The 26518-nt window shown below is 44.7% G+C and carries 23 protein-coding genes; 11 read left to right on the top strand and 12 right to left on the bottom strand.

From position 1 onward, the window contains the following. Nucleotides 1-37: 37 nt before the first annotated feature. Both DW738_RS06595 and DW738_RS06590 read right to left on the bottom strand, forming a co-directional pair. Entirely contained in the window at nt 38-553 is a 516-nt protein-coding gene (locus DW738_RS06595; RefSeq protein WP_023024460.1) for a DUF536 domain-containing protein, read from the bottom strand. Nucleotides 554-665: 112 nt separating this feature from the next. Further along, nucleotides 666-2945: a Xaa-Pro dipeptidyl-peptidase gene (locus DW738_RS06590; protein WP_123160630.1), complete on the bottom strand. Its 2280-nt coding sequence runs from the start codon at nt 2943-2945 to the stop codon at nt 666-668. Between the two features lie 101 nt (nt 2946-3046). Between DW738_RS06590 and DW738_RS06585 the strand changes: the two genes are divergently transcribed. The 7 genes from DW738_RS06585 to fni all read left to right on the top strand — a co-directional run bounded on the left by DW738_RS06585 (nt 3047) and on the right by fni (nt 10095). Beyond that, the gene (locus DW738_RS06585; protein ID WP_023024458.1) at nt 3047-4327 is read left to right on the top strand and encodes a DUF308 domain-containing protein; all 1281 of its coding nucleotides are present in this window, start codon (nt 3047-3049) and stop codon (nt 4325-4327) included. A 105-nt stretch (nt 4328-4432) separates the two neighbouring features. Next, nucleotides 4433-5167, top strand: a complete 735-nt coding sequence (locus tag DW738_RS06580; protein ID WP_023024457.1) for a CppA N-terminal domain-containing protein — start codon at nt 4433-4435, stop codon at nt 5165-5167. A 35-nt stretch (nt 5168-5202) separates the two neighbouring features. After that, nucleotides 5203-6156 carry a serine hydrolase domain-containing protein gene (locus tag DW738_RS06575; RefSeq protein WP_023024456.1) on the top strand — a complete coding sequence of 318 codons (954 nt, stop codon included), beginning with the start codon at nt 5203-5205 and terminating at the stop codon, nt 6154-6156. 119 nt (nt 6157-6275) lie between these two features. Beyond that, nucleotides 6276-7154 (top strand): mevalonate kinase, encoded by an 879-nt coding sequence (gene mvk / locus DW738_RS06570; protein ID WP_123160761.1) that lies wholly within the window; start codon nt 6276-6278, stop codon nt 7152-7154. After that, complete coding sequence (mvaD, locus tag DW738_RS06565; protein WP_023024453.1) at nt 7136-8086, top strand: diphosphomevalonate decarboxylase; 951 nt, start codon at nt 7136-7138, stop codon at nt 8084-8086. Before mvk ends, mvaD begins: the two co-directional genes overlap by 19 nt. Further along, nucleotides 8076-9101: a phosphomevalonate kinase gene (locus tag DW738_RS06560; protein WP_023024451.1), complete on the top strand. Its 1026-nt coding sequence runs from the start codon at nt 8076-8078 to the stop codon at nt 9099-9101. The genes mvaD and DW738_RS06560 overlap by 11 nt, the downstream gene beginning before the upstream one ends. Next, on the top strand, nt 9079-10095 hold the full coding sequence (fni, locus tag DW738_RS06555) for a type 2 isopentenyl-diphosphate Delta-isomerase (RefSeq protein WP_123160629.1): 1017 nt from the start codon (nt 9079-9081) through the stop codon (nt 10093-10095). The genes DW738_RS06560 and fni overlap by 23 nt, the downstream gene beginning before the upstream one ends. Nucleotides 10096-10141: 46 nt before the next feature. Here fni and DW738_RS06550 read toward each other — a convergent pair whose 3' ends face one another. The 6 genes from DW738_RS06550 to pflB all read right to left on the bottom strand — a co-directional run bounded on the left by DW738_RS06550 (nt 10142) and on the right by pflB (nt 16951). Further along, nucleotides 10142-11410, bottom strand: coding sequence for a hydroxymethylglutaryl-CoA reductase, degradative (locus DW738_RS06550; protein ID WP_123160628.1), 1269 nt, complete (start codon nt 11408-11410; stop codon nt 10142-10144). Then, complete coding sequence (locus DW738_RS06545; RefSeq protein WP_123160627.1) at nt 11403-12581, bottom strand: hydroxymethylglutaryl-CoA synthase; 1179 nt, start codon at nt 12579-12581, stop codon at nt 11403-11405. Before DW738_RS06545 ends, DW738_RS06550 begins: the two co-directional genes overlap by 8 nt. Nucleotides 12582-12927: 346 nt before the next feature. Continuing rightward, nucleotides 12928-13158: a hypothetical protein gene (locus DW738_RS06535; protein WP_042507528.1), complete on the bottom strand. Its 231-nt coding sequence runs from the start codon at nt 13156-13158 to the stop codon at nt 12928-12930. Nucleotides 13159-13264: 106 nt separating this feature from the next. Then, a complete protein-coding gene (locus tag DW738_RS06530; protein WP_123159577.1) occupies nt 13265-13732 on the bottom strand; it encodes a threonine/serine exporter family protein in 468 nt (155 codons plus the stop codon). A gap of 4 nt (nt 13733-13736) precedes the next feature. Further along, nucleotides 13737-14495 carry a threonine/serine exporter family protein gene (locus tag DW738_RS06525; protein WP_123160626.1) on the bottom strand — a complete coding sequence of 253 codons (759 nt, stop codon included), beginning with the start codon at nt 14493-14495 and terminating at the stop codon, nt 13737-13739. A 140-nt stretch (nt 14496-14635) separates the two neighbouring features. Then, nucleotides 14636-16951, bottom strand: a complete 2316-nt coding sequence (gene pflB / locus DW738_RS06520; protein ID WP_123160625.1) for a formate C-acetyltransferase — start codon at nt 16949-16951, stop codon at nt 14636-14638. Nucleotides 16952-17176: 225 nt separating this feature from the next. Here pflB and dinB point away from each other — a divergent pair, with 225 nt between their 5' ends. After that, nucleotides 17177-18289, top strand: a complete 1113-nt coding sequence (dinB, locus tag DW738_RS06515) for a DNA polymerase IV (protein ID WP_023024436.1) — start codon at nt 17177-17179, stop codon at nt 18287-18289. A 28-nt stretch (nt 18290-18317) separates the two neighbouring features. On the opposite strand, the gene DW738_RS06510 is transcribed toward dinB, so the two are convergent. From DW738_RS06510 to DW738_RS06490, 4 genes are all read right to left on the bottom strand, one after another. Further along, nucleotides 18318-20753 (bottom strand): ATP-dependent RecD-like DNA helicase, encoded by a 2436-nt coding sequence (locus DW738_RS06510; RefSeq protein ID WP_123160624.1) that lies wholly within the window; start codon nt 20751-20753, stop codon nt 18318-18320. A gap of 241 nt (nt 20754-20994) precedes the next feature. Further along, nucleotides 20995-21633: a signal peptidase I gene (gene lepB / locus DW738_RS06500; RefSeq protein WP_123160623.1), complete on the bottom strand. Its 639-nt coding sequence runs from the start codon at nt 21631-21633 to the stop codon at nt 20995-20997. A 3-nt stretch (nt 21634-21636) separates the two neighbouring features. Next, on the bottom strand, nt 21637-22527 hold the full coding sequence (rnhC, locus tag DW738_RS06495) for a ribonuclease HIII (RefSeq protein ID WP_123159572.1): 891 nt from the start codon (nt 22525-22527) through the stop codon (nt 21637-21639). Between the two features lie 55 nt (nt 22528-22582). Then, the gene (locus DW738_RS06490) at nt 22583-23062 is read right to left on the bottom strand and encodes a glutathione peroxidase (protein WP_023024430.1); all 480 of its coding nucleotides are present in this window, start codon (nt 23060-23062) and stop codon (nt 22583-22585) included. 154 nt (nt 23063-23216) lie between these two features. Here DW738_RS06490 and DW738_RS06485 point away from each other — a divergent pair, with 154 nt between their 5' ends. The 3 genes from DW738_RS06485 (at nt 23217) to DW738_RS06475 (ending at nt 26504) form a co-directional block, all read left to right on the top strand. Next, complete coding sequence (locus tag DW738_RS06485; protein ID WP_023024429.1) at nt 23217-23507, top strand: hypothetical protein; 291 nt, start codon at nt 23217-23219, stop codon at nt 23505-23507. A gap of 10 nt (nt 23508-23517) precedes the next feature. Continuing rightward, nucleotides 23518-24072, top strand: a complete 555-nt coding sequence (locus DW738_RS06480; RefSeq protein WP_023024428.1) for a CvpA family protein — start codon at nt 23518-23520, stop codon at nt 24070-24072. Nucleotides 24073-24167: 95 nt separating this feature from the next. Then, nucleotides 24168-26504: an endonuclease MutS2 gene (locus tag DW738_RS06475; RefSeq protein ID WP_123160622.1), complete on the top strand. Its 2337-nt coding sequence runs from the start codon at nt 24168-24170 to the stop codon at nt 26502-26504. The last annotated feature ends 14 nt before the right edge of the window (nt 26505-26518 follow it).

Raw genomic sequence — 26518 nt, 5'->3', positions numbered from 1 at the left:
AGGCAAAGGCATAGAAAAAACTGACCGAAGTCAGTTTTTAGCGACCAAAGACGCGTCTCCAGAAGCCTTTGTTTTTCTGTTCAAGAACCTTCTCATTGGCTTGATCCAGTTCCAATTTCAATGTTTCTCGGTCATTCATAGCCTGGAGAGTTAGCTGTTGCTGTTGGTCAAGTTGTTTATCTTTTTCAGCGATCTGAACATCTTTGACACGCAACTGCTCATCCTTTTTAGCTAATTGCTCATCTTTAGATTTTAGCTGGTCGTCTTTTGCTTTTAGTTGTTCGTAGAGACGGACGATTTCAGAATTCTTCTCGTCGACTAGAATTTCCATCAGTTCCCGTTGCTTGACATCATCACTGACGGGCTCGTCTTCAAAGATAGTCTTTTTGTAGATCTCTTCTAGCTTAATCAAGCCACTTCGGGTTACGACGGTAACTCCCTTATCATTTTTTTCTGTATCTTCAGGATCTAGGGCCTTGACACGGTTGTTGACCGCTTGGCGACTAACTCCTAGAATTTCAGCAATTTCGCTGACTGTTTTTTCGATAGCCATAATATCCTCTAAACTCTTTTTCTATGAAATACTCTCTTAGATATTATCATAAGTAGGCAAGGCTGTCAAATCAAGCAAGGGAAGGGGCGACAAGGAAAAAGCATGAAATTCCTTAATCCATCTCAGGAAGGGTTAAGCTGGAGTTGGCCAGATCAATGGTGAGTTGGTAGTCCGTTTGGTCGCGGACAGTGATCTCGAAGTCGGTTGTGTAAAGGACGAGGCGAAGAGTAGTGCCTTTCTCCAGTTTGTAGATGGTTGGTTGGAGTTCAAAGTCGAATTCCATCCATTCTCCAGGGGTTACAGGTTCGACTTGTAAGAGATCATGACGGTTTTGAAGGTTGAGATAGCCCTTTGTAATCACCCGTTGACCGGCTTCCTTAAATGGCAACTCGGTCAAATTGTCTAGCATATGGTAGCGACCGTTATCAAGGGTGCGGACGGATAGGACAGCTGGATAGGGTTGGAGATATTTCTTGCTTCCTAGCTCCATGAGTTGGGCTGAGAGCAAGCCTTTGTTTGTGCTAGATTGGAGCCGCAGGTGAAGGCGAGCTTTTCCGTTGAGGTGTAAGTCTTCTGCGATCGGAAGATCGATGGTCACCTGTTGGGCCTTATCTTGGTAAAGATCAGTTAGGAAGGTTGGATAGGCTTTGCCATAGCGCTCATAATCTTCTGTCGCATAGCGGTTTTGGATGACTCTCTCACCATCTCCCAGTGGGAAGGTCCGCTGGGCTGTTTGATTGCCAAAGTCTTCCAAGGAAGTCCAACTTTGTTCCCCTGTATTGTCCTGCCAGATGACGGTTGGCAATTCATAGCTCGAATCATGGCCCAGTAATTTTTTAGAAAGGAGGGCATTCATACTCTCACGGAAGTCAATAGACTGCCAGTTGTTGAGGTAGACATGGGCCCCATTGTGGTAGAAGAGGTGTTTCTTGATGTTGGCTGGAAGGGCTTGGAACATTTGGTAAACATGGAGGGGCTTCACGTTCCAGTCTTGGGAACCATGGGTGAAGACGACCTCTGCCTTGACTTTGTCTGCCTGAAGGAGATAGTTGCGGTCGTGCCAGAATTGGTTGTAGTCTCCTGTCTTGCGATCTATTTGCTCCTTAAGCCGTTCCAAATCCGCTAGATGGGCTGCGTGGTGGCGGAGATAATCTCCAGCCCGAAGGGCGCGTGAATAGGTCAACTCAGCAAGCGAATCAAAATCCTCTCCAGGATAGCCCCCAGGACTCGTCACGAGTCCGTTTTCGCGATAGTAGTTGTACCAAGAAGAGATACCGGCTTCTGCGATGATAACTTCTAGGCCATCGACACCGGTGGTAGCCAGTCCATTGGACATGGTCCCTAGGTAGGACAAGCCCGTCGTAGCAACCTTGCCGTTAGACCAATCGGCCTTGACTTGGCGTTGGCGACTGTGGTCTGTAAAGGCCCGGCAACGGCCGTTGAGCCAGTCGATGACATTTTTATAGGCCTCGATTTGGCGGTAATCTCCATTGGTCATCAAGCCTTGGGAATCCTTGGTTCCAAGACCGGAGACGTAGAGATTGGCAAAACCACGAGCGAGAAGGTAGTCATTGAGGGTATAACTGGAGTTGATATGAGTGAGGGTTTCTTCAGCCTCAGAGACTAGTTGAGCTGAAGCGACAGGATCCGCCAATTCTAATTGAGGTTCTTCTACTTTAATGCTATGAGGTTCTTTGACCTCGAGGTCCACATTCATATTATAGAGCGCTTTGTCGCTAGCCTTGTCATTGGTTCCTTGGTGATAAGGGCTGGCGGTCATGACGGCTGGAATTTTTCCTTCATAGCGAGGGCGAATAATATTGACCTTGACCAAATCTGGAAGACCATCCTGATCGCTATCAATCCGACTTTCCACATAGACCACTTCACGAATCACATCATGGCAGTTAAAGGTAGCTAGACTTTTTCCGTTGAAAAAGTGGTAACGATTGTCTTCAGGAATCAAGCCATCGCTGACCAACTGTTCGATGAGTAAATTCCCTTTGACTGTTCGAGTATTGAGGAGGTGATAGAGGTTCTCAACCAAGTTTCCATACTCAATCGGAATTTGGACTTCTTTTAAGAAGCTGTCCGTATTTTCAAAGTCAATAAAATAGCGGAAACCGAGCAATTGGAGGGCCACTGTGTAGAAAATATTTGGAGACCATTCGCGGTCAGATTGGAAATAGCTCAGGAGATCTGTTTCAGCATCCGCCACTAGGTTAGAGAGAGGATAATCTGTATTTTTGTAGGTGAAATAAACCTTGCGAACAAACCATTCAAACAGTTCTTTCTCTGTAAGATGAAGGGGAAGGTCAAACCCGATTTCTTTCAGTTCCTTTAGAATGTCTGCTTGGTCGACTGGTAGATAGCTATATTGATTGAATTTCATAGGATGCTCCTTTTATCAGCTTCACTGTTTCTTTACTTCTTATATTATACGTGATAAAATAGTATTTGTCTAAAGACCTTTGATCTCTGAAGGAGGGTGTCATGGTGAGAAAATTATCTGTTGAAGAAGTTGCAAGAAGACGGACTTTATTGTTTGGGGTTCTTGCCGTCATTTTTGGGATCCTCATTTTTCGAAACGGTGTTGGTTTCACAAAATTTTCCTTGGATCTATTAGCCATTTACTTTTTAGTTGATGGACTAGGAAGCTTTCTTCTTCGCTTTTTGTTACGTAGCAAGTCTATTTCCTATAGCCACTCTATTTGGTTTATTTTTCTTTCACTTGCGTTGATCTGGTTGAATCGACTGAGTAGTCTGCCCGTAAACTTAGTTGTGATTTGTTTAGGGGCATATCAGTTGGGGAGTGCCATTGTCTATGGGATCACATTTTGGCTTTATAAGGCCAATCGGGTAAAAGGAGGCTGGCTCTATTTATGGGATGCGCTTTTAAACGGTGGGATTGGTCTAGCAACTGTCTTGGAACCTGGTTCAGATGGGCACTTCCAATTTATCCTCTTGGGGGCTTATCTGGTCTTGTTGGGGATTTCTAATATTCGAGATGGTATTTTATTTGACAAAGACCAACAAGGCCAAGAGTTAAAACGTCGCTTTCGTATTAGCCTACCGGTTATCTTTGCAGCCTTTATCCCTGCTAAGGAGTTAAAACGGTTTAACCAGTTTCTTCAAAAAGGGAGCTCGGCGGGACACACAGGCCCTTATCGATTGGTGAAAAAAGAAGAAGAGGCAAGGGAATTAGAAATTTTGGTTCATACTTCTGACAGCAACTTATTTGGAGCGATTGGGCATGTAGATATTTGTTATCAGGGGAAGGTCATTTCTTACGGAAGTTACGATCCCTTTTCAGAGCGTCTATTTGGGACGATTGGGGATGGCGTACTGTTTAAAGTGGATAAGGAACCATACATCGAACTATGTAAAAAAGAGAGTCAAAAGACGCTGTTTGGCTACAGCCTATCCCTTACCGAAGAAGAGAATCAGGCAGTAGAGAAGCGTCTAGCTGAAATTGATCAGTTGTTAGAACCTTGGGATCCACCTAGTAGGTTACTGGAAGACGGTCAGCCGACCTACGCTTACAAATTGAAATATGATTTAGGGGCTGAGCTATATAAATTTACTTCTTCGCGTTTTAAATCTTACTTTGTTCTGTCTACGAATTGCTGCCTGTTAGCAGATTCCATTGTGGGACAGGCGGGAACGGCTGTATTAGATGTGCGTGGAGTGATTGCACCAGGGACCTATCAGGATTACTTAGAATACGAATTTGAAGCTCCAAACGGGCGGGTCCATACACGAACAGTATATTAAGTAAAGAAAGACAGATTCAAAATTTTGAGAAATCTGTCTTTTTTGCACAAGATTTCTTGTAAAAAAAAAGAAAATCTTTTAAAATATAAAAGACTTGGAGGAATTATGTGCATAAATAAGATTAGTAGTATTTCACCCGTATTAAAAACAAACAATCGAAATGTCAATCAAGAATTTTTTGAAAAGGTCTTAGGAATGAAAACCCTGTTGGAAGATGGGGCTTTATTATCCCTTGGAGATCAATCGAAGACAGACCGCCTCTATTTAGAGGAATCCCCTAGTATGAGAACCCGTAAGGTTGAGGGACCAAAACGCTTGGCTTGCTTAAAGATTCGCGTGACCAACCCGCAAGAAATTGAGTGGCTTCTGGCTCGTGGTCATCAAGTTGATCGCCTCTTCAGAGGGGAAAATGGCTATGCCTTTGAAGCTCTTTCGCCAGAAGGAGATCGTATCTTGCTCCATGCGGAAGAGCAAGTGGACAGTTTAACTGAAATTGAGGAAGTTCCAGATTTTCAAGCGAATGAAGAGTTTACAACCTTGACGGAGTTTTTCGTAGAAAAGATAGTTCTTCGTGTACCTAATGTAGAGACTTCTACAGCTTTCTATCAACAACTACCTGGCTTAGAAGAGTATTTAGACTTAGAAGCATCAGATGGTCCGGACCTCACACTAGCTAATGGACAGACTTGGGACCTTTGTCAGGTCAAGGTCATTCTAGAGCCATTTGTAGCAAGTGAAGTGGCCTCTTGCTTTGGAGATCAGGTGACTTTTGTACCAAAAAGGCAACAATTTGTCTTGGTTGAGGATCCAAGCAAGATTGAATGGTGGTTCGAAGCCTAAGCAAGTCTTTGGCTGATTGAAATGAGTGAAGAAAAATGGAAAAAATCATCCAAAAAATTCAAGAGCAAATAGGAGCAGGCATCTACCCAGGTGCCTCTCTTGCGCTCTATCAGAAAGGAAGCTGGCAGGAGTATTACTTGGGACTAGCTGATCCAGACAAGCAAGAGCCAGTTATTCCTGGCTTGACCTATGATTTGGCCAGTGTGAGTAAGGTCGTCGGAGTTGGAACGGTTCTTGCTTTTCTGGTCCGACAAGGGCAAATTGATATCGATCGTCCCTTAGCTTCTCACTATCCGGATATGGAGCAGGCAGAGGTGACCATCCGTCAGCTTTTAACCCATACTTCTGGGCTGGATCCTTTCATCCCTAGACGAGATGACTTGGATGCTGAGGGCTTAAAAGAAGCCCTGCACCGTTTGAAGCTCAAGGACAATCGCCAGTTCCACTATACAGATGTCAATTTTCTTTTGTTGGGCTTTCTTCTGGAGAAGTGGTATGGTCAGGATTTGGCCCAGATTTTTCAGGAGCAAGTCTTTGCACCTTGGCAAATGAAGGAGACTACTTTTGGCCCGGTTTCTCAAGCGGTGCCAACCCTTCGTGGCGTTCCAGCTGGTGTCGTCCATGATCCGAAAGCGCGTGTGCTGGGAGTCCATGCTGGAAGTGCAGGCCTGTTCTCGACTATTAGAGATATGGAAATTTTCCTGGAGCATTATTTACAGGATCCTTTTGCAGAGATTCTATCGCAGAACTATGCCTTAGAAGAAGGGAAGACGCGCTCTCTGGCCTGGAATCTGGAAGGAGACTGGTTGGACCATACAGGTTATACAGGAACCTTCCTTCTCTATAACCGCAAGCTTCAATTGGCGGCTATTTTTCTATCCAATCGGACCTATGAAAAAGATGAGCGGGCTCAATGGATACTAGATCGAAATCAACTGATGGAGCTCATCAAAACAGAAATGGAAGTGGCCAGTAAAAATCCTTCCTAAGACGGAGAAAGAAGCGTGGTTTAGCCATCGCTTTTTTTCTTTTTTTATATTAAAATGGTAGGAGAGAGGATTGTATCAAGCAATCTATAGCAGAAAGAATGAAGATAACTGAGAGACGTATGACTAGATTGATAGGTGTCGGACAGGCACATAGCAAGATTATTTTAATAGGAGAGCATGCAGTTGTTTATGGCTATCCAGCCATTGCCTTGCCTCTCCTTCACATTCAGGTCACCTGTCAGATTGTACCTGCGGATCGTCCGTGGGTCCTTTTTGAGAATGATAGCTTATCTATGGCTGTTTACGCTTCCTTAGAGTATTTGGGGATTGAGGAGGCGGCCATCGCTTGCCGAATTGACTCCATGATTCCGTCCCAGCGGGGGATGGGGTCTTCGGCTGCTGTCAGTATTGCAGCAATTCGAGCAGTCTTTGATTACTTCAAGCGGGATTTGAGTCAAGAGACTTTGGAAATCTTGGTCAATCGAGCGGAAATGATTGCCCATATGAATCCTAGTGGGCTGGATGCCAAGACCTGTCTAAGTGATCAGCCGATTAAATTCATTCGAAATGTCGGTTTTAGTGAATTAGAGGTTGATTTGGGTGCCAAGCTGGTTATTGCAGATACAGGTATCCGTGGCCATACCAAAGAAGCCATTCAGAAGGTCAAGGATTTGGGTACAGAGGCCCTGGCAAGTTTCCATGAAATTGGACTTCTAACTGAGCAAGCAGAAAAAGCTCTTGCCCAAAAAGATGCTCCCACCTTGGGACGTATCTTAACAGACTGTCATCATTATTTGCAGGCAGTAGGAGTGAGTTGTCCAGAAGCGGATCAACTGGTGGAACTAGCCTTAGCGAGTGGAGCCTTGGGAGCCAAAATGAGCGGTGGCGGGCTCGGTGGCTGTATCATTGCCCTTGCTGCAGACCAAGAACAAGCAGAAATGATCGCAAAAGAACTAAGAAATAAAGGAGTGGAGGAGTTATGGATCGAAAGCCTGTAAGTGTGAAATCGTATGCCAATATCGCCATTATTAAGTATTGGGGTAAGGAAAACAGTGAAGCGATGGTACCATCAACTAGTTCCATTTCCTTGACCTTGGAAAATATGTATACGGAGACTCGCCTCAGCCCTTTGGGACCTGAAGCCAAGGCTCATGCCTTCTATATTGATGGGGTCTTCCAGAATGAAGCGGAGCAGGCCAAGATTGGAGCAGTCATCGACCGCTTTAAACCAGAAGGGGAGACAGGCTTTGTTCGGGTTGATACCAGCAACAATATGCCGACAGCTGCAGGACTTTCTTCTAGTTCTAGTGGTTTGTCTGCATTGGTAAAAGCCTGCAATCGCTATTACCAACTGGGCATGACTCAGGCAGAACAAGCTCAAGCGGCTAAGTTTGCTTCCGGCTCGTCATCTCGTTCCTTCTTTGGGCCTTTGGCTGCTTGGGACAAGGATACTGGAGCAATCTACCAAGTAGAAACGGATCTCAAACTGGCCATGATCATGCTGGTGTTAAACGACCAGCAAAAGATTCTTTCCAGTCGGGAAGGAATGAAACGGTGCACAGAAACCTCTGCCAATTTCCAAGAATGGATTAGCCAGTCAGCCCAAGATTACCAAGATATGCTGGGTTATCTGAAGGACAATGATTTTGAAAAAGTAGGAGAATTGACCGAACGGAATGCTCTTCTCATGCATTCTACAACCAAGACTGCAAGTCCACCCTTCTCCTATTTGACGGATAAGAGCTATGAGGCCATGGAGTTCGTGCGCTCTCTTCGTGAAGAAGGGAAACGATGCTACTTCACCATGGATGCAGGCCCCAATGTGAAAGTTCTCTGTCTAGAAGAGGATCTGGAGCAGTTGGTTCCACTTTTTGAAAAAGACTACCGTATCATTGTTTCCAAGACCAAGGATTTGACCCATGAAGAATAAGAAAGAAGTTCGAGCAGGTGGGAAGCTTTATATTGTTGGGGAATATTCTGTATTAACTCCTGGACAAACAGCGGTTATTCAGTTTATCCCTATTTACATGCAGGCAGAAATCCAACCAGCCCCTATGTATCGGATTCAGTCGGATATGTTTCCCTACGCGGTTGACTTGACTCCGCAGGCAGACTATGCATTGATCCAAGAGACCGTGCATCTGATGAACGCCTATCTCCAGTCACAAGGAGTAACACCTGTTCCTTTTGATTTACGTATTTGGGGGAAATTTGAGCGAGAGGGTAAGAAATTCGGGATTGGTTCTAGTGGAAGTGTCGTCTTGTTGACTCTCAAAGCCATGGCAGCTTTTTATGACTTTCCTTTGTCAGCAGACTTGCTCTTTCGCTTGGCCTGTTTGGTGTTGATTCGGCGTGGAGACAATGGCTCTATGGGAGACCTAGCCTGTATTGCCTATGAAGGCTTGGTTAGCTACCGATCCTTTGACCGACGTGCACTAGCTGAACAATTACAAAATCAGGATTTGAACCAGGTCTTAGCCCTTGATTGGGGCTATGAAATTCGGCCCCTTGCCCCTCAGTTGGCCTACACTCTTTTAGTGGGTTGGACCCAAGAACCTGCTATTTCAAGAGACTTGATTAACCAGGTTCGTTCTGCGATTGGCCCAGTCTTTTTAGAGGGGACGGAGCAGGCTGTGCAAGACCTCTTAGTTGCCTTTCAAGAAGCAGACCGAGACTTAGCCTGGTCCTCTATCCGTCGAGCTAGTGACTTACTTCTATCTCTGAGTGGGTTGATTTATACCAAAAAACTAGCCCAATTAAAGAGGGCAGAAGAGGGACTAGAGGTCATCGCAAAATCCAGTGGTGCTGGAGGAGGAGATTGTGGGATTGCCCTCGCATTTGAGGAGGCTGATGCCCAAGAGATCGTCAGACGCTGGCAAGAAGCAGGGATTGATTTATTATATTCAGAAAGGATGGGAGAGTATGACAACCAACCGAAAGGATGAACATATTCGCTTGGCCTTGGAGCAGACTCCAGGTTACAATAGCTTTGATGAGGTTGAGTTGATTCATTCCTCTTTACCAAGTATTGATTTAGATCAGGTCGATTTGACGACTCATTTTGCGGGTCGTGATTGGGAATACCCTTTTTATATCAATGCCATGACAGGTGGTAGTGCCAAGGGGGGAGAAATCAATCGAAAGTTGGCCCAGGTGGCAGAAGCCTGTGGCATTCTCTTTGTGACGGGTTCCTATAGTGCAGCCCTAAAGGATCCCCAAGATGAGTCTTATCGAGTCAAGGACCTTTACCCGGACCTTCTCTTTGCGACCAATATCGGGATCGACAAACCGCTTGAGCTAGGTTTGCGGACCATTGAGGAGACCCAGCCTCTTTTTCTCCAGCTCCATGTTAACCTCATGCAGGAGCTTCTCATGCCCGAAGGTGAACGAAGTTTTAGAAATTGGCAAGAGCATTTAGCAGACTATGCAAAGCAACTTCCGGTGCCCTTGGTGCTTAAAGAAGTCGGTTTTGGTATGGATGCCAGAACTATCCAAAAAGCCATTGAGCTAGGTATTGGAACCGTTGATATCTCTGGTAGAGGTGGCACCAGTTTCGCCTATATTGAAAACCGTCGGGGAGGCAATCGTTCCTATCTCAATGACTGGGGACAAACAACTGTCCAAGCCCTACTTGGGACTCAACCACTGATGAATCAGGTTGAGATTCTTGCCTCTGGTGGCGTTCGTCATCCCTTGGATATGATCAAGGCGCTTGTTTTAGGAGCCAAGGGGGTCGGTCTTTCTCGAACCATCTTAGAATTGGTAGAGACGAAGTCCGTTGAAGAGGTCATCGCCCAAGTCAATGGTTGGAAAGAGGATTTACGCCTGATTATGTGTGCTCTTTCTTGTCAGACAATTGCCGATTTAAGAAAGGTTCCCTATCTTCTCTATGGCCGTGTAAAAGAAGGGCACGAACAAATCTCTTCCATCCGTGATTAACTTCAAGAAACTAGCAAAAATCCCTCCGTTTACACGGAAGGATTTTTTAGTTATTTTGACGAATTTTCTCTAAAACAGCTTGAGCTTTTTCTAGGTTAAAGGGTCTATCCTCTAGCAGGGCTTGCACCACGGGAGCTACCTCTGACGGAGTAGCGCCAGCAAGCAGGGCGAGTGACTTAGCCTGAAGTTTCATATGCCCATGTTGAATGCCGGTGCTGACCAAGGCCTTAAGCGCAGCAAAGTTTTGCGCCAGGCCAACGGATACAATAATCCGTGCAAGAGTCTGGGCATCGGGATTTCCAAGTAGTTCATGAGCCACCTGAACACTTGGATTGAGTCCGATGGAGCCTCCCTTGGTAGCGATGGGCATAGGAAGGGTCAGCTGACCTTCTAGGACTTGCTGTTCTGGATGATGGATCCAACTAGATAGTCCTTGAGCTTGTCCTGTGAGGCTAGCATAGGTATGGCCACCTGCTTCAATCGCGCGCCAGTCATTCCCAGTTGCTAAGACGACAGCATCGATGCCATTGAAAATGCCCTTGTTGTGAGTGGCTGCTCGATAAGGATCAACAGCCGCTAATTGACTGGCCAGAGCCATTTTCTGAGCGATTTCGGCAGCTTCCTTGGGATCGCGACTGAGAAAACGGTAGTCTATCTTACACCTGGCAGTGACGAGAGCATCTGTCGCTAGGTTGGACAAAATAGCCATTAAGCCTTGACCCCCGGATAAGTCTTCTAAAGGGTCGACCAGGGCTTCTAGCATAGTATTGAGCATGTTAGCCCCCATGGCCTCTTTGGGATCAACGGACAGGTAGCAAATGAGAAAATCACCTTTCTCCTCAATCCAGAGGTCTCGTGCCCCTCCTCCCCGTTTAACGATGGAAGGATAGGCTTGATTGGCCAGCTGGAGAAGGTCTTCTTTAGCTCCTGTAATCGCCTGAATGGCCTTTTCTTTATTGCTCACATCATAGAGAGCTACTTGCCCAATCATTTGGCGCTTGTGAACCTGGGTCTGAAAACCGCCTGAACGCTTGATTAGGCCTGCAGCGTATGAGGAAGCGGCAATGACAGAAGGTTCTTCCGTCACCATTGGAACCTGGACTTCCTTCCCATCTATCTGGAAGCCGGGAGTCAGACCAAAGGGTAAGGCCAAGGTGCCGAGGACATTTTCGACCATTTCATTGGCAAGAGAAAGGGGCAATGTTTCATTGTCCCTTAATGTTTGTAGCCCTTCTTCTGAGAGAAGTCCAGCCTGAGCCAATTTTTCGATACGCTCTGCTGGACTTGCTTTTGAAAAACCAGTTAATTTAACCATGGTGTTCTACCTTTACATAGGTTCGTTGGTGTTCGTTGATTTCTGATAAGGCATAGGTTTGATTTTGGTAACCTTGGAAGGTTTGATTGCCTTCAGCATCTAATTCTGCTTCTTCGAAGAAGATTTTTTCATATTCAGCAATGGTAAGAGCTTTTCGCTGGTCCAACTCTGCCAAACGGTTTGGATGGAGCATTTGCTCAAATCCTTCAACCAAGTGAGCGCTAAAAATCTCAGCAACTGCGCCACTTCCGTATCCATAGAGGGCAATCCGGTCGCCAGCAACCAGTTGAGGTTGATTCTCTAAGAGAGAAAGCAAACCTAGGAAGAGGGAACCCGTATAGATATTCCCGACCTTTTGGCTGTAGAGAATCGATTGTTCAAAATTGTATTGCAATTGGGCTTGTTTTTCAGGAGAAAGACTCTTGTCAAGAATCTTTTTTAAGCCCTTAAGGGCCAGCTTCGGATAAGGCAGGTGGAAGCAGACCGCAGCAAAATCATCCAAGGTCAAACCAGTCCGTTTTTGATATTCTGTCCAAGTTGTTTTCAAGCAATCCAAGTACTGTTGAGTTGAATAGATCCCATTGACAAAGGGGGTGCTTGAGTAGTTGGGACGCCAGAAATCCATAACATCACGGGTTTGAGCTACATTGTCATCGTTGAATGCTAGAATACGTGGGTTCTGCGTCACCAACATAGCGACAGATCCAGCTCCTTGCGTCGGCTCTCCAGGGGTGTCAATTCCATATTTTGCAATATCACTGGCAATGACCAAGACCTTGCTTTGTGGGAATTTTTCAACATGAAGTTTAGCATAGTCCAAAGCGGCCGTTGCAGCGTAGCAGGCTTCCTTCATCTCAAAGCTCCGGGCATAGGGTTGGATACCCAGAAGTCCGTGAATGAAAACAGCAGCAGCCTTACTCTGGTCAATTCCTGACTCAGTCGCCAAGATGACCATATCGATTTCTTCTTTTTCTTCTTCGGTTAAAATACTATGGCTGGCACTTGCTCCAAGTGTGACGATATCCTCTGTAATAGGGGCAATACTCAGTTCTTTCAATAAAAGCCCTTTACTGAGTTTTTCTGGATCTGTATTTCGAGCAGCCGCAAGCTCACTTAAGCGCAAGACATACTGGCTGGTCGCAAATCCAATCTTATCAATACCGATTGTCATAAATAACCTCTTTTAATTTGATATCTACTAGTATATTTCGTTACTATTTTACCATATTTGAGAGCAAAACTCCCTTGAAAAAGGCAGAACAGAATGGAAATCATTCTTAGGACCGAGTTGGACAAGGGGATTGTTTGAAAAAGAGAGGAGGAAAATCAAAAAGAGGCTGGGACAAAAGTCCTAGCCTCTCAATTGTCTTTGGATTGTCGAGCAAGACGCAGTGCTTGAGTGGGCTCTACCACGCTGATTTCATCAGCTTTAACAGCTCTACTCAACTGTGCGGAGGTGGGACGACAAAATCGAATTTTAACGAATGACCGATTTCTGTCCCACTCTCTTTCAACTGTTAGGCTTGCTTATCCTTCTTTGGGTTGCTCATGATTCGTATGAAGAGTTCTTTGCATTTATCTCTTAGAACTTTTTCGTAGAAGACGAGTATAGCGATGTCTGCAATCAGAAAGATTAAGGTCAGATAGAACAAGTCAAATGAATTGCGTGCATAGTTAGTCGCTTCTAGATAGGAGGAAATCGCTCCAAGAATCACCCAAGGAAGATACTTGACATACTTTTGTACCATCATGCAACACCTCGCATCCTTTAAAGAATTTGTTTTTTCACCATTATTGTACTCCTTTTAAGCGAAAATACAAGCGATTACATAGATACTATTTGAAAAACCAATGCTAGTTGGCATTGGTCATTTTTCTTTTTTGATGGCGTTGGTAAGAATGGTAGAGTTTCAAGACGACAGACCCACTAGCCATCCCGATGGAGATGACCAAGGCCAGAATAACAACCAGGGTTACACTGGTCACTGCTTGTTGATATTGCCCACTGACAAAGAAGGAAGTCGTTCGATAGGAAATATATCCGGGAACCAAGGGGGCAAGAATAGCCAGCATAAAGACAACAACTGGTGTCTTTAGAACGATACTTAAAATCTGACTAATACAGGAGCCAACAATCGCTGCGATAAAAGTCGCGATGATGACATTGGTAGGTCCTTTCAGAATATAGTAAAGTAACCAAATGGCCATGCCTAGAATGCCTCCTGGGATGAGCATAGAACGTTGCACGTTAAGGACGATTAAAAAGGTGATGATGGCAATCAAACTAGCCACCGCTTGGATTAAAAAGTCTGTTAGGTTCATTAATTTATTTCATAAGGACTAGGGCGACGGTCGTTCCGGCACCAAGGGCAAGAGTAATGAGGAGAGTCTCAAAGAGTTTACTCATTCCAGAATTGAGGTGGTTGTTCATCAGATCTCGCACCGCATTGGTCATGGCGATTCCAGGAACGAAGGGCATGACACAGCCAGCAATGATGAGATCGGTATTGGAAGGAAAACCACTATAACGCGCCCAAATATGGGCTAAAAAGCCAAAGACAAAGGCTGCCGCAAAGGCTGTCGCAAAAGGAATACGAACATATTTCTCAACCACTATAGAAAACGCAAAGGCAAAGACGGTCGCAATACCTGCTCCAATCGCATCATAAAAATTCCCGCCAAACATAATGGAGAAAAAAGGAGCACTAAGAGTTGCCGCGATGGTTAATTGGAGATTGGTATAAGGGACTGCCTTCTGCTTCAATTGGATCAAGGCTTGATAGGCTTGTTCTAGATTGATGTGGCCAGAGACTAATTGGCGAGAAATCTGATTGACATCACAGACCTTCTCGATATTATAATTGGTTCGCAGGATCCGCTTCATCCGTGTGATATTGGCATTTTCGATTGAAAAGAAAATAGCGACTGGCATCGCTAAGGCATTGCAATCATCGATTCCTTGAGAATGAGCAATCCGGATCATGGTATCCTCCACCCGATGGATTTCAGAGCCACTCTCTAAAAGGAGGGTTCCTGCCAACATGAGGACGTCAATCACGCGGTCCATATCTTTAGACGCTTCCATTGTTCTTCCTGTTCTGTTAATAGATTGCTTCCATTATATCAAAAATTCGCTGATTTGTACTAGAGTTGCCACAGATTTAGTCAAGATAGGACAAGAAAAAACCAGCCGTTTCCGACTGGTTTGAAAGATCTATTTGAATCTTAGCTCAATGCATCATCCATTGAAAGAACTTCGTGGAAGACACGTTGTGTCAATTCAGTTTTTTGTTCTGGAGTAAGGTATTTCGTGTTTACACAGTATCCAGAGATACGTACGATAACATCTTCACCACTCATGATTTTTTCGTAAACATCGTTCAAGTCCATAACGTTCAAGTTAACGTGTTGTCCACCGTTTTCAAAGTAACCATCAAGGATTGTTACTAAGTTATCAACTTGTTCGTCACGAGTTTTACCAAGAGCACGAGGTGATACTTGAGTTGTCAATGAGATACCGTCAGCTGCATAACCAAAGTCAAGGCTAGCAAGTGAGTTTAAGTTTTGCAACCAACCACCTTTCGCTTTGTTAGATGGGTTAGCACCTGGCGAGAAGAATTCCAATTTAGACAAGTTCACAGAACCATCTTCGTTGAGGTATACCCCTTTGTGGACTGGAGAGTTACCAGTTTGTTTAGAGTAAGCAACGTTAGAAGTGATAGTAAGAAGTGAAACTGTCGCTTCAGCGTTCTTGTAAAGTTTGTGGCTGCGAAGACGAGTAGTGTAAGCTTCGATCAACCATTCTGCCAATTCGTTAGAACGTGGGTCATCTTCACCCCAACGTGGGTATTCACCGATTGTTTCGTAATCGTAGATGTAGCCATTTTCGTCACGGATTGGTTTAACTGTAGCGTACTTGATAGCTGACAATGTATCAACAGTGTTAGCAAATCCACAGATACCGAATCCCATGTTAGCGCGTTGGTGAGTTGGCAAGAAGGCCATTTGAACTGCTTCGTAGTTGTACTTATCAGTCATGTAGTGGATGATGTTCAAAGCATCTACATAAGTGTCAGTCAACCAGTCAAGTGATTTTTCGAAGTTTGCTTTAACTGATTCGAATTCAAGAACTTCGTCGCGGATTGGTTCGATGTCAAATACTTTGTAGTCTTTATGAACATCGTCGTAACCACCGTTCAAACCAGTAAGAAGAGCTTTAAGAACGTTTACACGAGCACCGAAGTACTGGATGTTGTGACGTTGTTCTTCGTTTTCTGGGTCAAGTGGAGATACACAACATGAGATACAGCTCATTTCACCGTATCCGTCTTTAGCCATTGTTGTAACACCTTCGTATTGGATAGAAGAGTGTTTGTGGCTCATGTGCATACAGTAGCGACGGAAGCTATATGGCAATTTATCAGTCCAAAGAACGGTCAAGTTTGGTTCTGGAGAGTTACCGATGTTGTCCAAAGTGTTCAAGAAACGGAAGTCCATCTTAGTAACACGGTGACGTCCGTCGTTACCCATACCAGCCATTGAAGTTGTGATGAAGGTTGGGTCACCTGAGTACAATTGGTCGTAAGCTTTTGTACGAGCAAATTTAACAGTACGCAATTTCATAACGAAATCGTCAACGAATTCTTGGATTTCAGACTCAGTGTAAGTACCACGAGCCAAGTCACGTTCAGCGTAGATATCCAAAACGATTGGCACACGTCCAAGAGAAGTAGCAGCACCGTTGATCACACGGCAGACAGCCATGAAGGCGATGTTTGTCCATTGGATCGCTTCTTTTGTATCGAAGGCAGGACGACGTACGTCTACACCATAAAGGTCACCCAATTTAACAACTTCTTGAAGTGCTTGGTATTGAAGGTTTACTTCTTCACGAAGACGGATTGATTCTTCATCGATTTCAGTAATGGCATTCCAATCGTTTGCTTTTTCAGCCATCAAGTAGTCAGCTCCGTAAAGGGCCAAACGAGCATAAACCCCGATGATACGTCCGCGTGAGTATGCATCTGGAAGACCAGTTACAGTATGAGCGTGACGTGCACGACGGATGTTTGTAGTATAAGCACGGAAGATACCATCGTTAACTGTTGTTACATATTTAGTGAAGATTTCATGCACAGCTGGATCTGGCTCATATCCATTTTCTTTCAAAGTAGTTTCCGCCATACGGATACCACCACGTGGCATGAAGTTCAATTTGAACAATTCATCATTTTGGATACCGAAGATCACTTCATTTTCTTTGTCGATGTATCCAGCTGCGATATCAGCGATAGAAGTTGGACGTGTATCGTATGGGAAACGAGTTTCTTCGTAGTGAGCTTTAGTTTCTTCAACAATCTTTTTGATGTGAAGAGAACGTTCAGTTGGTCCAGCTAGGAAGCTTTCATCTCCATCATATGGAGTGTAGTTAGCTTGAACGAAGCGAGAGACACTGGCTCTTTCTTTCCAGTCTTCCCCTTGGAAGCCTTCCCAGGCTTTGTCAAAAATGTCTTGTGCTTCAACAACTGTTTTAACAACCATGTTTAAATCCTCTTTTGTCTTTCTAGCAACAAATCTGTTGCACTTACAATAGTAGTATACCACATAGAAATCGGTTTCACAAAGGGAATAACAAAAAGATAATGTATTCTTTTATAATACAGAGCAGGAGTTTTGAATAAACTGTATTATATTTTTGCCTTGAGAAAAGTGGGAATTAGTAGGAAAAAATCGTTAATAGAGATATAATGAAAAAGGAGGTTGCCTATGCTCATATTTCCTTTGGTAAATGATACGAGCCGTAAGATTATTCATATGGATATGGATGCCTTTTTTGCGTCCGTTGAAGAACGCGATAATCCCCAATTAAAGGGAAAGCCGGTCATCATCGGACATGATCCCCGTTTGTCTGGCGGACGAGGCGTGGTATCGACCTGCAATTATGAGGCTAGAAAATATGGCGTCCATTCGGCGATGAGTTCCAAAGAAGCCTATGAACGGTGTCCTCAGGCCGTTTTCATCCCTGGCAACTACGAGAAGTATCAAGCAGTTGGTCTCCAAGTCAGAGAAATTTTCAAACGCTATACTGATCTAATTGAGCCCATGAGCATCGACGAAGCCTATTTGGATGTGACCAATAATAAGCTTGGTATTCAGTCTGCTGTAAAGGTAGCTCGTTTAATGCAGCATGACATTTGGAACGAATTGCACTTAACCGCTTCTGCCGGAGTTTCTTACAATAAGTTTCTAGCAAAAATTGCCAGTGATTACCAGAAGCCTCGGGGCCTGACTGTCATCTTACCCGAGCAGGCTCAAGAGTTTTTGAGTCAGCTGGACGTAGCTAAGTTTCATGGCGTGGGGAAAAGGACGGTAGAGCGACTACATGATTTGGGAATTTATACGGGAGCAGATCTCTTAGAAGTTCCAGAAATGACTCTAATCGATCACTTTGGTCGCTTTGGTTTTGACCTCTATCGAAAGGCCAGGGGGATCCATAACAGTCCTGTCAAGAGCAATCGCATTCGCAAGTCTATTGGAAAAGAACGCACCTATCGAAAATTGCTGGTGGCAGAAGATGATGTGCTAAAAGAACTAGCCAACCTATCTGAAAAGGTGGCGAACAGTTTGACCAAGCATCAGAAAATTGGTAAGACCTTGGTTCTCAAGATTCGTTATGCAGATTTTACAACCTTGACTAAAAGACGAAGTTTAGAAGAAGCAACCAGAGATCCAGAAGTCATTCAAAGAGTGGCCCAGGAGCTCTATCAGAGTCTGGAGGCCAACCCATCAGGTATTCGCCTCTTAGGATTGACCCTCACTAATTTTTCTTCTGAGTCTCAGGAATCGTTTGAAGGATCTTTAATAGAAGAAACCCCGTAGGTATACTTGCCCTACGGGGAATTTTTAACTAGTTTTTGAAGAAATGTTGAATCTCTTCCTCTGTGAGTCCGATCATGGGATCAATGCTTAAGTAATTGTCTTCTGTTAATCGGTAGCCTTGTTGAGAAGGTTGGGAATCAGATGAGTCAGAGTGGTTTTCAACTGAGACGAGCTTGCTCTGGGGCTCTGTTTTTTTAGCGGGCTCTTCCAGATGGACAGGGCTCTGTGAGGAAGAGTCTGTACGCTGAGGAGGCACATCAGAAAAGCGTTCAATCAGATAGGTTTTGCGAGCAGTACCAGTATTCTGTGTCGCAAAGTCAAATGCAGTGTATTCTCCTAGGAGAATGAGCTTGCTTTTGGAACGGGTGATGGCCGTGTAGATCAGATTGCGTTGGAGCATGCGCCGACTCTGATTGGTCAAGGGAAGGATGACCACAGGGAATTCGCTTCCCTGTGATTTGTGGATGCTCATAGCATAAGCCAGGCGAATCTTGTACCATTCATTGCGGGGGTAGACCAATTCATTGCCGTCGAATTGGATGGTGAGTTCATCTTGCTTGGATTCGGTATACTTAGCTGGCAAGAGGTCGGTGATGTAGCCAATATCTCCGTTAAAGACATTGCTTTCGGCATCATTGACCAGGTGGATGACCTTGTCACCATTTCGATACTGGCAGTCCAGTGCTTGAAAGAATAGAGCATCCGTTTCTAATGGATTGAGAAGCTCTTGCATGAGGCTGTTTATTTGATCAATACCTGCGGAACCGCGATACATAGGAGCAAGGACTTGGATGTCCCGGGCCGGGATGCCGTTGCGAAGGGCAGCGCTGGTGATTTTTTCAATCATGGGAGCGACGAGCTCGCTCGGCGCTTCAAAGTAGGAACGATCAGGCTTTTTCTCCATGAAGTCAGGAGGCAGGTGACCTTTGCGAATCTGACTGGCCAAAGTGACGATGGTCGAGTCCTCGCTTTGACGGAAGACGTGTTCCAGTTTGACTTGAGGGATGCTTGGGATCTGTAGGAGATCAGACAAGACTTGTCCAGGACTCACAGAAGGAAGTTGATCGGCATCACCAACAATTAAGAGTTTAGTATTGGAGGAGATATTGCTGAGAAGCTGATTGGCTAACCAAGTATCCACCATAGAAAATTCATCGACAATGATGAAGTCAGCATCAAGATAATCGTCCAGGTGACTCGTGTCGTCGTCTCCCGTCATTCCCAAATGGCGATGGATGGTTGCACTAGGAAGAGCAGTTAGTTCACTCATCCGGCGGGCTGCTCGACCGGTTGGAGCCGCTAAGAGAATTGGTAATTGAGATTTCTTCCGAAGGTCCAATTGGTGCAGGCGAGCGTAGGTTCCGATAATCCCATTGATAACGGTTGTCTTTCCTGTTCCTGGTCCACCTGTTAGTACAAAGACTTTCTGCTGGATCGCTTCCTGGATGGCCTTCTGTTGTATGGGATCGTAGTGGATAGCAAGCTCTTTTTCAATCTGTTTGATCGTTTCCTCGATTTTTTCTAGCTCGAAAGATTCTTGCTTTCCTTTTTCTAGTAGGCGACCGATATGGCTTCGGATCCCTTCTTCTGCAAAGAAGAGGCTGTTGTTGAAAATCTTAGTGTCAATGTTTTGCACCTTGTCTTCTTCGATGAGGCCGGCCAATTCTTGGGCAATGCTGGCTGGATCTAGCTCGACGGGCCGGGATGCTTCTAAGAGTTGGATGGTGGCCTGGAGCAATTCTTTGGCTTCAACGTAGGTGTCCCCTGTTTCTAATGAGAGGGTCAAAAGACTATGGACAAGCCCAGCTCGGAAACGTTCAGGTGCATCACTGGCAATCCCTAATTCTTCTGCTAGTTGGTCGGCAATCTTAAAGCCCATTCCTTGAATATCTTCGACCAGTTGATAGGGAGCCGATTCGACGATTTGCAAGGTTTCTTCCTTGTAGAAATCTTGGATTTGGAAGGCTAGTTTATTGGGGATGCCATAGTTAGCAAGTTGGGCAAGGACCCGTTCCGTACCATAATTGAGCTGTAGTTTTTCGACAAAGGCCTCGCGATTCTTTTTAGAAAGTCCGGAGATAGAGGCCAGCTTTTCAGGTGCTTGAAGGATTTTATCAATGGTATCCTCACCATAGAGATCCACGATCTTTTGGGCGGTTTTGAGTCCAATTCCTTTAAAATGGTCACTAGAAAAGTATTTAACCAAGCCTTTGCTAGTGGGTTTGGCTCGTTCATAGCGAGTCATTTGCAACTGTTGGCCATATTTCGGATGATGGACCAGTTCTCCCCAGAAGGTATAATCTTCTCCTTCGACGATATCCGCCATTGTTCCAGTGACGATAATTTCAAAGTCATCATAGTCCTCTGCATCTGTATCATTGATATCCAACAATAAGATACGGAAAAAACTACTTTGATTTTCAAAAATGACCCGCTCAATGGTTCCTGAGAAATAGTATTCCATGCAGAGTTTCCTTTTAAGTAGTAATCAGAGAGAGGTTATCTCTCAAAAAGATATTGAAAGAGGCTGGGACAAAATCCTAGCCTCTCAATTGTCTTTGGATTGTCGAGCAAGACGCAGTGGTTGATTGGGCTCTACTACGCTGATTTCATCAGCTTTTACAGCCCTACTCAACTGTGCGGAGGTGGGACGACGAAATCGAATTCTAACGAATGACCGATTTCTGTCCCACTCTCATCATGGGTTAATAAGTCTGGAATGGAAGGAGTGGCCAGAGGCGAAGAACGGCTTCTCCTTTGATTTGATCCTTCTTGAAAGCCCCAACCTGTCGGCTATCTTTTGAAACGATGCGATCATCACCAAGGAGTAGATACTCGTCATCCAAGAGCTTTTTCGTGAAGGTCGCACTTCCGTCTTTATCAACGGTGAAAGCTTCGGCTATCTGTGCCATTTGGCGGAAGAGCTCTCCATTTTCTTCGAACCCTTTTCCAGAATAGGTTGACTGTAATTTATCCTCTTTGAATTTTTGAATGTATTCTTTCAAGTAGGGCTCGTCAGTTTCTTTGCCGTTGATATAGAGGACATCGTTTTTGTACTCAATTGTTTCGCCAGGGAGTCCAATGACTCGTTTAACGATTTCTTTGGTTTTTCCATTTTCTGTTTCACTAGCGACTACGATATCAAAACGGTCGATAGGTAGTTTATTGATAACAAGAAGGTATTCACTGTCTGCCAAGGTTGGATCCATAGAATGGCCATCGACACGGACAGGCGTCCACAGATAAATACGCGAGAGAATAATGCCTCCAATAATGAGGCCAAAGAGCGCCCATTCTTTCAGGAAAGAACGGACTGGATTATTTGATTTTTTTGAACGTTTCATGCTTTATCTTTCTATCAATTTTTTTGCTTTTTCTGTATTTTTAAAGTGAAGTTTGGCACTGTAGTCAAGGGCTTGAATGCCATAGGCCTGTAATAGTTGAGCAGCAACCTTATCTGAGGGAGTACCAGCCCCACTAGGAAGGGTATAGCCTAGTTCTTGACTCAAGTCTTCCAGATTTTGGAGGAAGAGGTCACGAGCAATAATGGAACTCACAGCGACCGCCAGGTATTTTCCTTCGGCCTTCTCTTCTAGGGTGACGACTTGTGGGACCTGATTCGCTTCTTCTTGAACATAGCGATCATAGTTTTTCTTGGTCGTAAAGGCATCGACCACAATTTTTTGAGCTTTTGCCCCTTGTTGCAAGAGCAAAAAAATAGCCTGATTGTGGAGGGCGACCTTGACAGAAACCGCATTGTAGCCAGAGGCGATGACCTGATTGTATTTTTTAGGTGTCAGCAGTAAGGCCTGATGTGGGATTTCTTTTTTGAGAATCGGTGCGAGAGCTCGAATTTTTCGATCATCCAGGGTCTTAGAATCCCCAACTCCTAGACTTTTTAAGCGGGCATGTTGGTCCGGGTTGACCAGTGAAGCTACTACAGCAAGCCCTCCAAAGTAAGAGCCGTTTCCGACTTCATCTGTTCCGATTAAGGGGAAGTCTTGTCCGGCCTGTGCTTGGTCTATCGGATCTTGTTGGTAACCGAAGAACTCTGCATAGCGCGTCGCCTGACTACCTTGTAGGACAACTTTTCCTGATGTGTAAATCGAAATTGTTGCACCAGGTGCCTTAAAAAAATAACGGATATATGGATTTTTTGAAGGTGCCAGATGGTCTTGGTACTGACCAACAAATGCTTGGATATCCTCATTTTGAGGGGACAATGTAATTGTTTCCATAGTCCTTATTGTATCATAAAAGCTAGATGAAAGGCCAGAAAAAGACCAGCTGAGTTTAGTCTGAAAGAACTTCTTTTAGGCTTGCTTCAATTGCTTGAGGATCGGTTTTTGAAGAGAAGCGGTGGACGACCTGGCCTTGGCGATTAATCAAGAATTTGGCGAAATTCCATTCAATGCGGGAGCCCAAAGGACCGCTAGCCTGTTCTTTTAACCATTGGTAGAGGGGGCTGGCTTCTTTCCCATTGACTTTTATTTTGGCGAAGCGAGGGAAGCTGGTTTGATAATGGAGGCTACAAAATTGATTAATTTCTTCTGCGCTCCCCGGCGCTTGGCCCATAAACTGATTGCATGGAAAGTCCAGGATTTCAAATCCTTGGTCATGGTAGCGCTCATAGAGCTCTTGCAATCCCTGGTATTGAGGGGTCAGGCCACAACCTGTTGCTGTATTGACGATGAGGAGTACTTGGCCTCGATAAGCTTCTAGGGAGAAGGGGCTCCCATCTTGGGCGATTACAGTGAAATCATAGATAGTCATTTTATACGTCCTTTCCTACTTTCTCTATTGTATCACGCTTGGGTCGAAAAAAGTTAAACCGTGGCCCTAGTACCTCCAGTATTTCCTATGGGAAGGGGATTTTCCTACTGACAAGCGGGCTAGATTTTGATATAATATCGTGAGGTGATTTTTTATGTCCAGCTTAAATAGATACAAATTTACTTTCGGTAATAAATCGCTGACTCTCACAACCAATCATGATAATCTCTTCATGGAAGAAGTTGAACGGGTCGCGAAGGAAAAATATGAAGCGATTAAAGAACAAATGCCAGCTGCTGATGATGAGACCCTGGCTATTTTACTAGCAATCAATAGTTTATCAACACAATTGAGTCGTGAGATTGAGTTTGACGATAAGGAAAAAGAATTGGAAGATTTTCGTCGCAAGGCCCTAGATGGCCTGGTCGGTAGATCATCTAATTAAGGGGAGTTGCATGTTTTCAATCCTGATTTTATTCATCCTAGCTTGGAGTTTTTATATTGGGTATTCACGAGGATTTTTGCTTCAAGGATATTATTTTTTAACCATGATTGTGGCCATGTTGGTCGCAGGCTCAGGCTATCAGTCCTTGGCAAAAACCATTAGTCTATGGATTCCATTTTCGAGTGCAACACAAGCTTCAAAATCCTATTTTTATGGTGCAGACCAACTCTTTCACTTAGACAAAGTTTTTTACGCTGGTTTAGCTTATTTCATCTTGTTTGTTTTGGTCTATGCGATTGGTCGAGTGATTGGACTCTTTATTCCCTTGATTCCAACGCCTGAAAAATGGGAGGAGTTTCCGTTTCAGATCGCCAGTGGTGTATTAGCTGTCCTGGTGAGCTACTTTGTTCTGCAAATGGGATTCACGATTTTATCAACAATCCCTATGGCAGCCATTCAAGATCGACTCCATGGAAGTTTCCTCATTCGTTTTATGGTGCAGTATAGCCCCCTTACAGCAGGCCTCTTGAAACAACTTTGGGTTGTAAAAATCTTAGGTGCGTAATCGCTTCTCATCATGTGTAAAGTTCATGAGAGATATTATAGAAAGGAAGGGGAGGCTCAGACCAAAATCAGCCTCCTTTTCTGTTGTGGAGAAACATGAATCAAAAAATTCTCGAAACCTTAGAGTTTCAAAAAGTCAAAAACTTAGTAGAGCCCTATTTGCAAACGGAGCAGGGTGAAGTAGAGTTGCAGGAATTAGCCCCGCTTACAAAAAAAGAAGTAATTGAAACCGCCTTTCTTGAGATGGCGGATATGGCTCAGATATTTGTGGAGCATCCGCACTTTAGCATGCCCACCATCCAAGAAATTCGTCCAGTGACCAAACGTTTAGAACTAGAAACATCGCTCAATATTGATGAATTATTAGCGGTGAAGAAAGTCTTGCGTGTGACCCATGAATTGCGAAATTTTTATGATGAATTAGAAAATGTCCGCTTGGAAAAACTGGATCGAATTTTTGAAAATCTAGTCGATCTTCCACAGTTGCAGGGAAGTTTACATGCCATTAATGAGGCTGGATTTATTGAAAACTTTGCCAGTGAAACCTTGGCCAAAATTCGTCGGCGTATTCAAGAGAATGAACACCAAGTAAGAGACATTCTCCAAGAATTGCTGAAGACCAAGTCAGAAATGCTGGCTGATCAGATCATTGCTAGCAGAAATGGGCGAAATGTCTTGCCGGTTAAAAACACTTACCGTAATCGGATTGCCGGTGTGGTGCATGATATTTCAGCTAGTGGAAATACCGTCTATATCGAACCTCGAGCGGTCGTCAATCTCAATGAAGAGATTGCTAACCATCGTGCGGATGAACGCTTCGAGATGCTTCGGATATTGGAAGAAATTTCAAACCTTCTTCGTCCTCATGCGGGGGAAATCCGGAACAATGCTTGGCTAATTGGTCATATTGACCTCGTTCGTGCAAAACATCGCTTTTTACAGGATCGAAAAGGGACCATTCCAGCCTTGTCAGATCAAGGTGAAATTCAGCTCTTGCAGGTTCGCCATCCCTTGATCGAGAAGGCTGTACCCAATGATGTCCACTTTGGCAAAGACCTTACAGAGATTGTGATTACGGGACCTAATACGGGTGGGAAGACCATCATGCTGAAAACCTTGGGACTAGCCCAATTAATGGCCCAGTCAGGGCTGCCTATCCTAGCGGAGTCTGGGAGCAAGGTGGCTGTCTTTACAGAAATCTTCTCAGATATTGGGGATGAGCAGTCGATTGAGCAAAGCCTTTCCACCTTCTCCAGTCACATGACCAATATTGTTTCTATTTTAGAGCAGGTCGATGAGGAATCCTTGGTCTTGCTAGATGAGTTGGGGGCCGGAACGGATCCTCAGGAAGGGGCCTCGCTAGCCATCGCTATTCTAGAAGATCTCCGTTTGCGGGGGATCAAGACCATGGCGACCACTCACTATCCAGAGCTCAAGGCCTATGGGATTGAGACCCTTGGTGTCCAGAATGCCAGCATGGAATTTGATACTGATACCTTACGACCAACTTATCGCTTTATGCAGGGGGTTCCGGGGCGATCCAATGCCTTTGAAATCGCGCGTCGCCTAGGCTTGTCAGAAGTGATCGTGAATCAGGCACAAGGAATGACCAATCAGGATCGGGATGTCAACCGCATCATTGAAAAGTTGGAAGCCCAGACTCTGGAAAGTCGCAAACGCCTCGAGTCCATTCGAGATGTCGAACAGGAAAACCAGAAATTCAACCGCGTCCTCAAGAAATTGTACAATGAATTGACCCGAGAGCGGGAGACAGAGCTCAACAAGGCTCGTAAAGAAGCGCAAGAAATTGTAGATCTTGCTCTAGCAGAAAGCGACCAGATCTTACAAGGTCTCCATGCCAAATCGCAACTGAAGCCCCATGAAATTATTGAAGCCAAGTCTCAGTTGAAGAAATTGGCCCCAGAAACGGTCGACCTATCGAAAAACAAGGTCTTGAAACAGGCTAAAAAAGCCCGTGCTCCAAAAGTAGGAGATGAGATCTTGGTGATCAGCTATGGGCAAAGAGGAAGTCTTACCAAGCAACTCAAAGATGGTCGTTGGGAAGCCCAAGTGGGACTAATCAAAATGACCTTGGAAGAAAAAGAATTTAATCTCCTGAAAGCTGAAAAGGACGTTTCTCAACCGAAAAAACGTCAGGTCCACGTGGTCAAACGTTCAAACACGAATGGGCCTCGGGCTCGCTTGGACCTTCGTGGCAAACGGTATGAGGAAGCTATGGAAGAATTAGACAGCTTTATCGACCAAGCCCTTCTCAACAATATGGCCCAAGTCGATATCATCCACGGAATTGGAACGGGGGTCATCCGGGAAGGGGTCACCAAGTACCTTCGTCGCAATAAGCATGTGAAAAGCTTTGAATACGCTCCTCAAAATGCAGGAGGAAGCGGAGCAACAATTGTTACTTTTAAATAAGCAAAGAGTCAGTC

It is taken from the genome of Streptococcus sp. AM28-20, assembly GCF_003603595.1.
GTDB lineage: Bacteria > Bacillota > Bacilli > Lactobacillales > Streptococcaceae > Streptococcus > Streptococcus ilei.
Note: the sequence above shows the minus strand (reverse complement) of the source record. Positions and strands in the feature narration are given on the sequence as shown.

Bases quoted from the DNA above. Each gene is read 5' to 3' on its own strand.
- DW738_RS06595 (WP_023024460.1), bottom strand. From the start codon at position 553: ATGGCTATCGAAAAAACAGTCAGCGAAATTGCTGAAATTCTAGGAGTT.
- DW738_RS06590 (WP_123160630.1), bottom strand. From the start codon at position 2,945: ATGAAATTCAATCAATATAGCTATCTACCAGTCGACCAAGCAGACATT.
- DW738_RS06585 (WP_023024458.1), top strand. From the start codon at position 3,047: ATGGTGAGAAAATTATCTGTTGAAGAAGTTGCAAGAAGACGGACTTTA.
- DW738_RS06580 (WP_023024457.1), top strand. From the start codon at position 4,433: ATGTGCATAAATAAGATTAGTAGTATTTCACCCGTATTAAAAACAAAC.
- DW738_RS06575 (WP_023024456.1), top strand. From the start codon at position 5,203: ATGGAAAAAATCATCCAAAAAATTCAAGAGCAAATAGGAGCAGGCATC.
- mvk (WP_123160761.1), top strand. From the start codon at position 6,276: ATGACTAGATTGATAGGTGTCGGACAGGCACATAGCAAGATTATTTTA.
- mvaD (WP_023024453.1), top strand. From the start codon at position 7,136: ATGGATCGAAAGCCTGTAAGTGTGAAATCGTATGCCAATATCGCCATT.
- DW738_RS06560 (WP_023024451.1), top strand. From the start codon at position 8,076: ATGAAGAATAAGAAAGAAGTTCGAGCAGGTGGGAAGCTTTATATTGTT.
- fni (WP_123160629.1), top strand. From the start codon at position 9,079: ATGACAACCAACCGAAAGGATGAACATATTCGCTTGGCCTTGGAGCAG.
- DW738_RS06550 (WP_123160628.1), bottom strand. From the start codon at position 11,410: ATGGTTAAATTAACTGGTTTTTCAAAAGCAAGTCCAGCAGAGCGTATC.
- DW738_RS06545 (WP_123160627.1), bottom strand. From the start codon at position 12,581: ATGACAATCGGTATTGATAAGATTGGATTTGCGACCAGCCAGTATGTC.
- DW738_RS06535 (WP_042507528.1), bottom strand. From the start codon at position 13,158: ATGGTACAAAAGTATGTCAAGTATCTTCCTTGGGTGATTCTTGGAGCG.
- DW738_RS06530 (WP_123159577.1), bottom strand. From the start codon at position 13,732: ATGAACCTAACAGACTTTTTAATCCAAGCGGTGGCTAGTTTGATTGCC.
- DW738_RS06525 (WP_123160626.1), bottom strand. From the start codon at position 14,495: ATGGAAGCGTCTAAAGATATGGACCGCGTGATTGACGTCCTCATGTTG.
- pflB (WP_123160625.1), bottom strand. From the start codon at position 16,951: ATGGTTGTTAAAACAGTTGTTGAAGCACAAGACATTTTTGACAAAGCC.
- dinB (WP_023024436.1), top strand. From the start codon at position 17,177: ATGCTCATATTTCCTTTGGTAAATGATACGAGCCGTAAGATTATTCAT.
- DW738_RS06510 (WP_123160624.1), bottom strand. From the start codon at position 20,753: ATGGAATACTATTTCTCAGGAACCATTGAGCGGGTCATTTTTGAAAAT.
- lepB (WP_123160623.1), bottom strand. From the start codon at position 21,633: ATGAAACGTTCAAAAAAATCAAATAATCCAGTCCGTTCTTTCCTGAAA.
- rnhC (WP_123159572.1), bottom strand. From the start codon at position 22,527: ATGGAAACAATTACATTGTCCCCTCAAAATGAGGATATCCAAGCATTT.
- DW738_RS06490 (WP_023024430.1), bottom strand. From the start codon at position 23,062: ATGACTATCTATGATTTCACTGTAATCGCCCAAGATGGGAGCCCCTTC.
- DW738_RS06485 (WP_023024429.1), top strand. From the start codon at position 23,217: ATGTCCAGCTTAAATAGATACAAATTTACTTTCGGTAATAAATCGCTG.
- DW738_RS06480 (WP_023024428.1), top strand. From the start codon at position 23,518: ATGTTTTCAATCCTGATTTTATTCATCCTAGCTTGGAGTTTTTATATT.
- DW738_RS06475 (WP_123160622.1), top strand. From the start codon at position 24,168: ATGAATCAAAAAATTCTCGAAACCTTAGAGTTTCAAAAAGTCAAAAAC.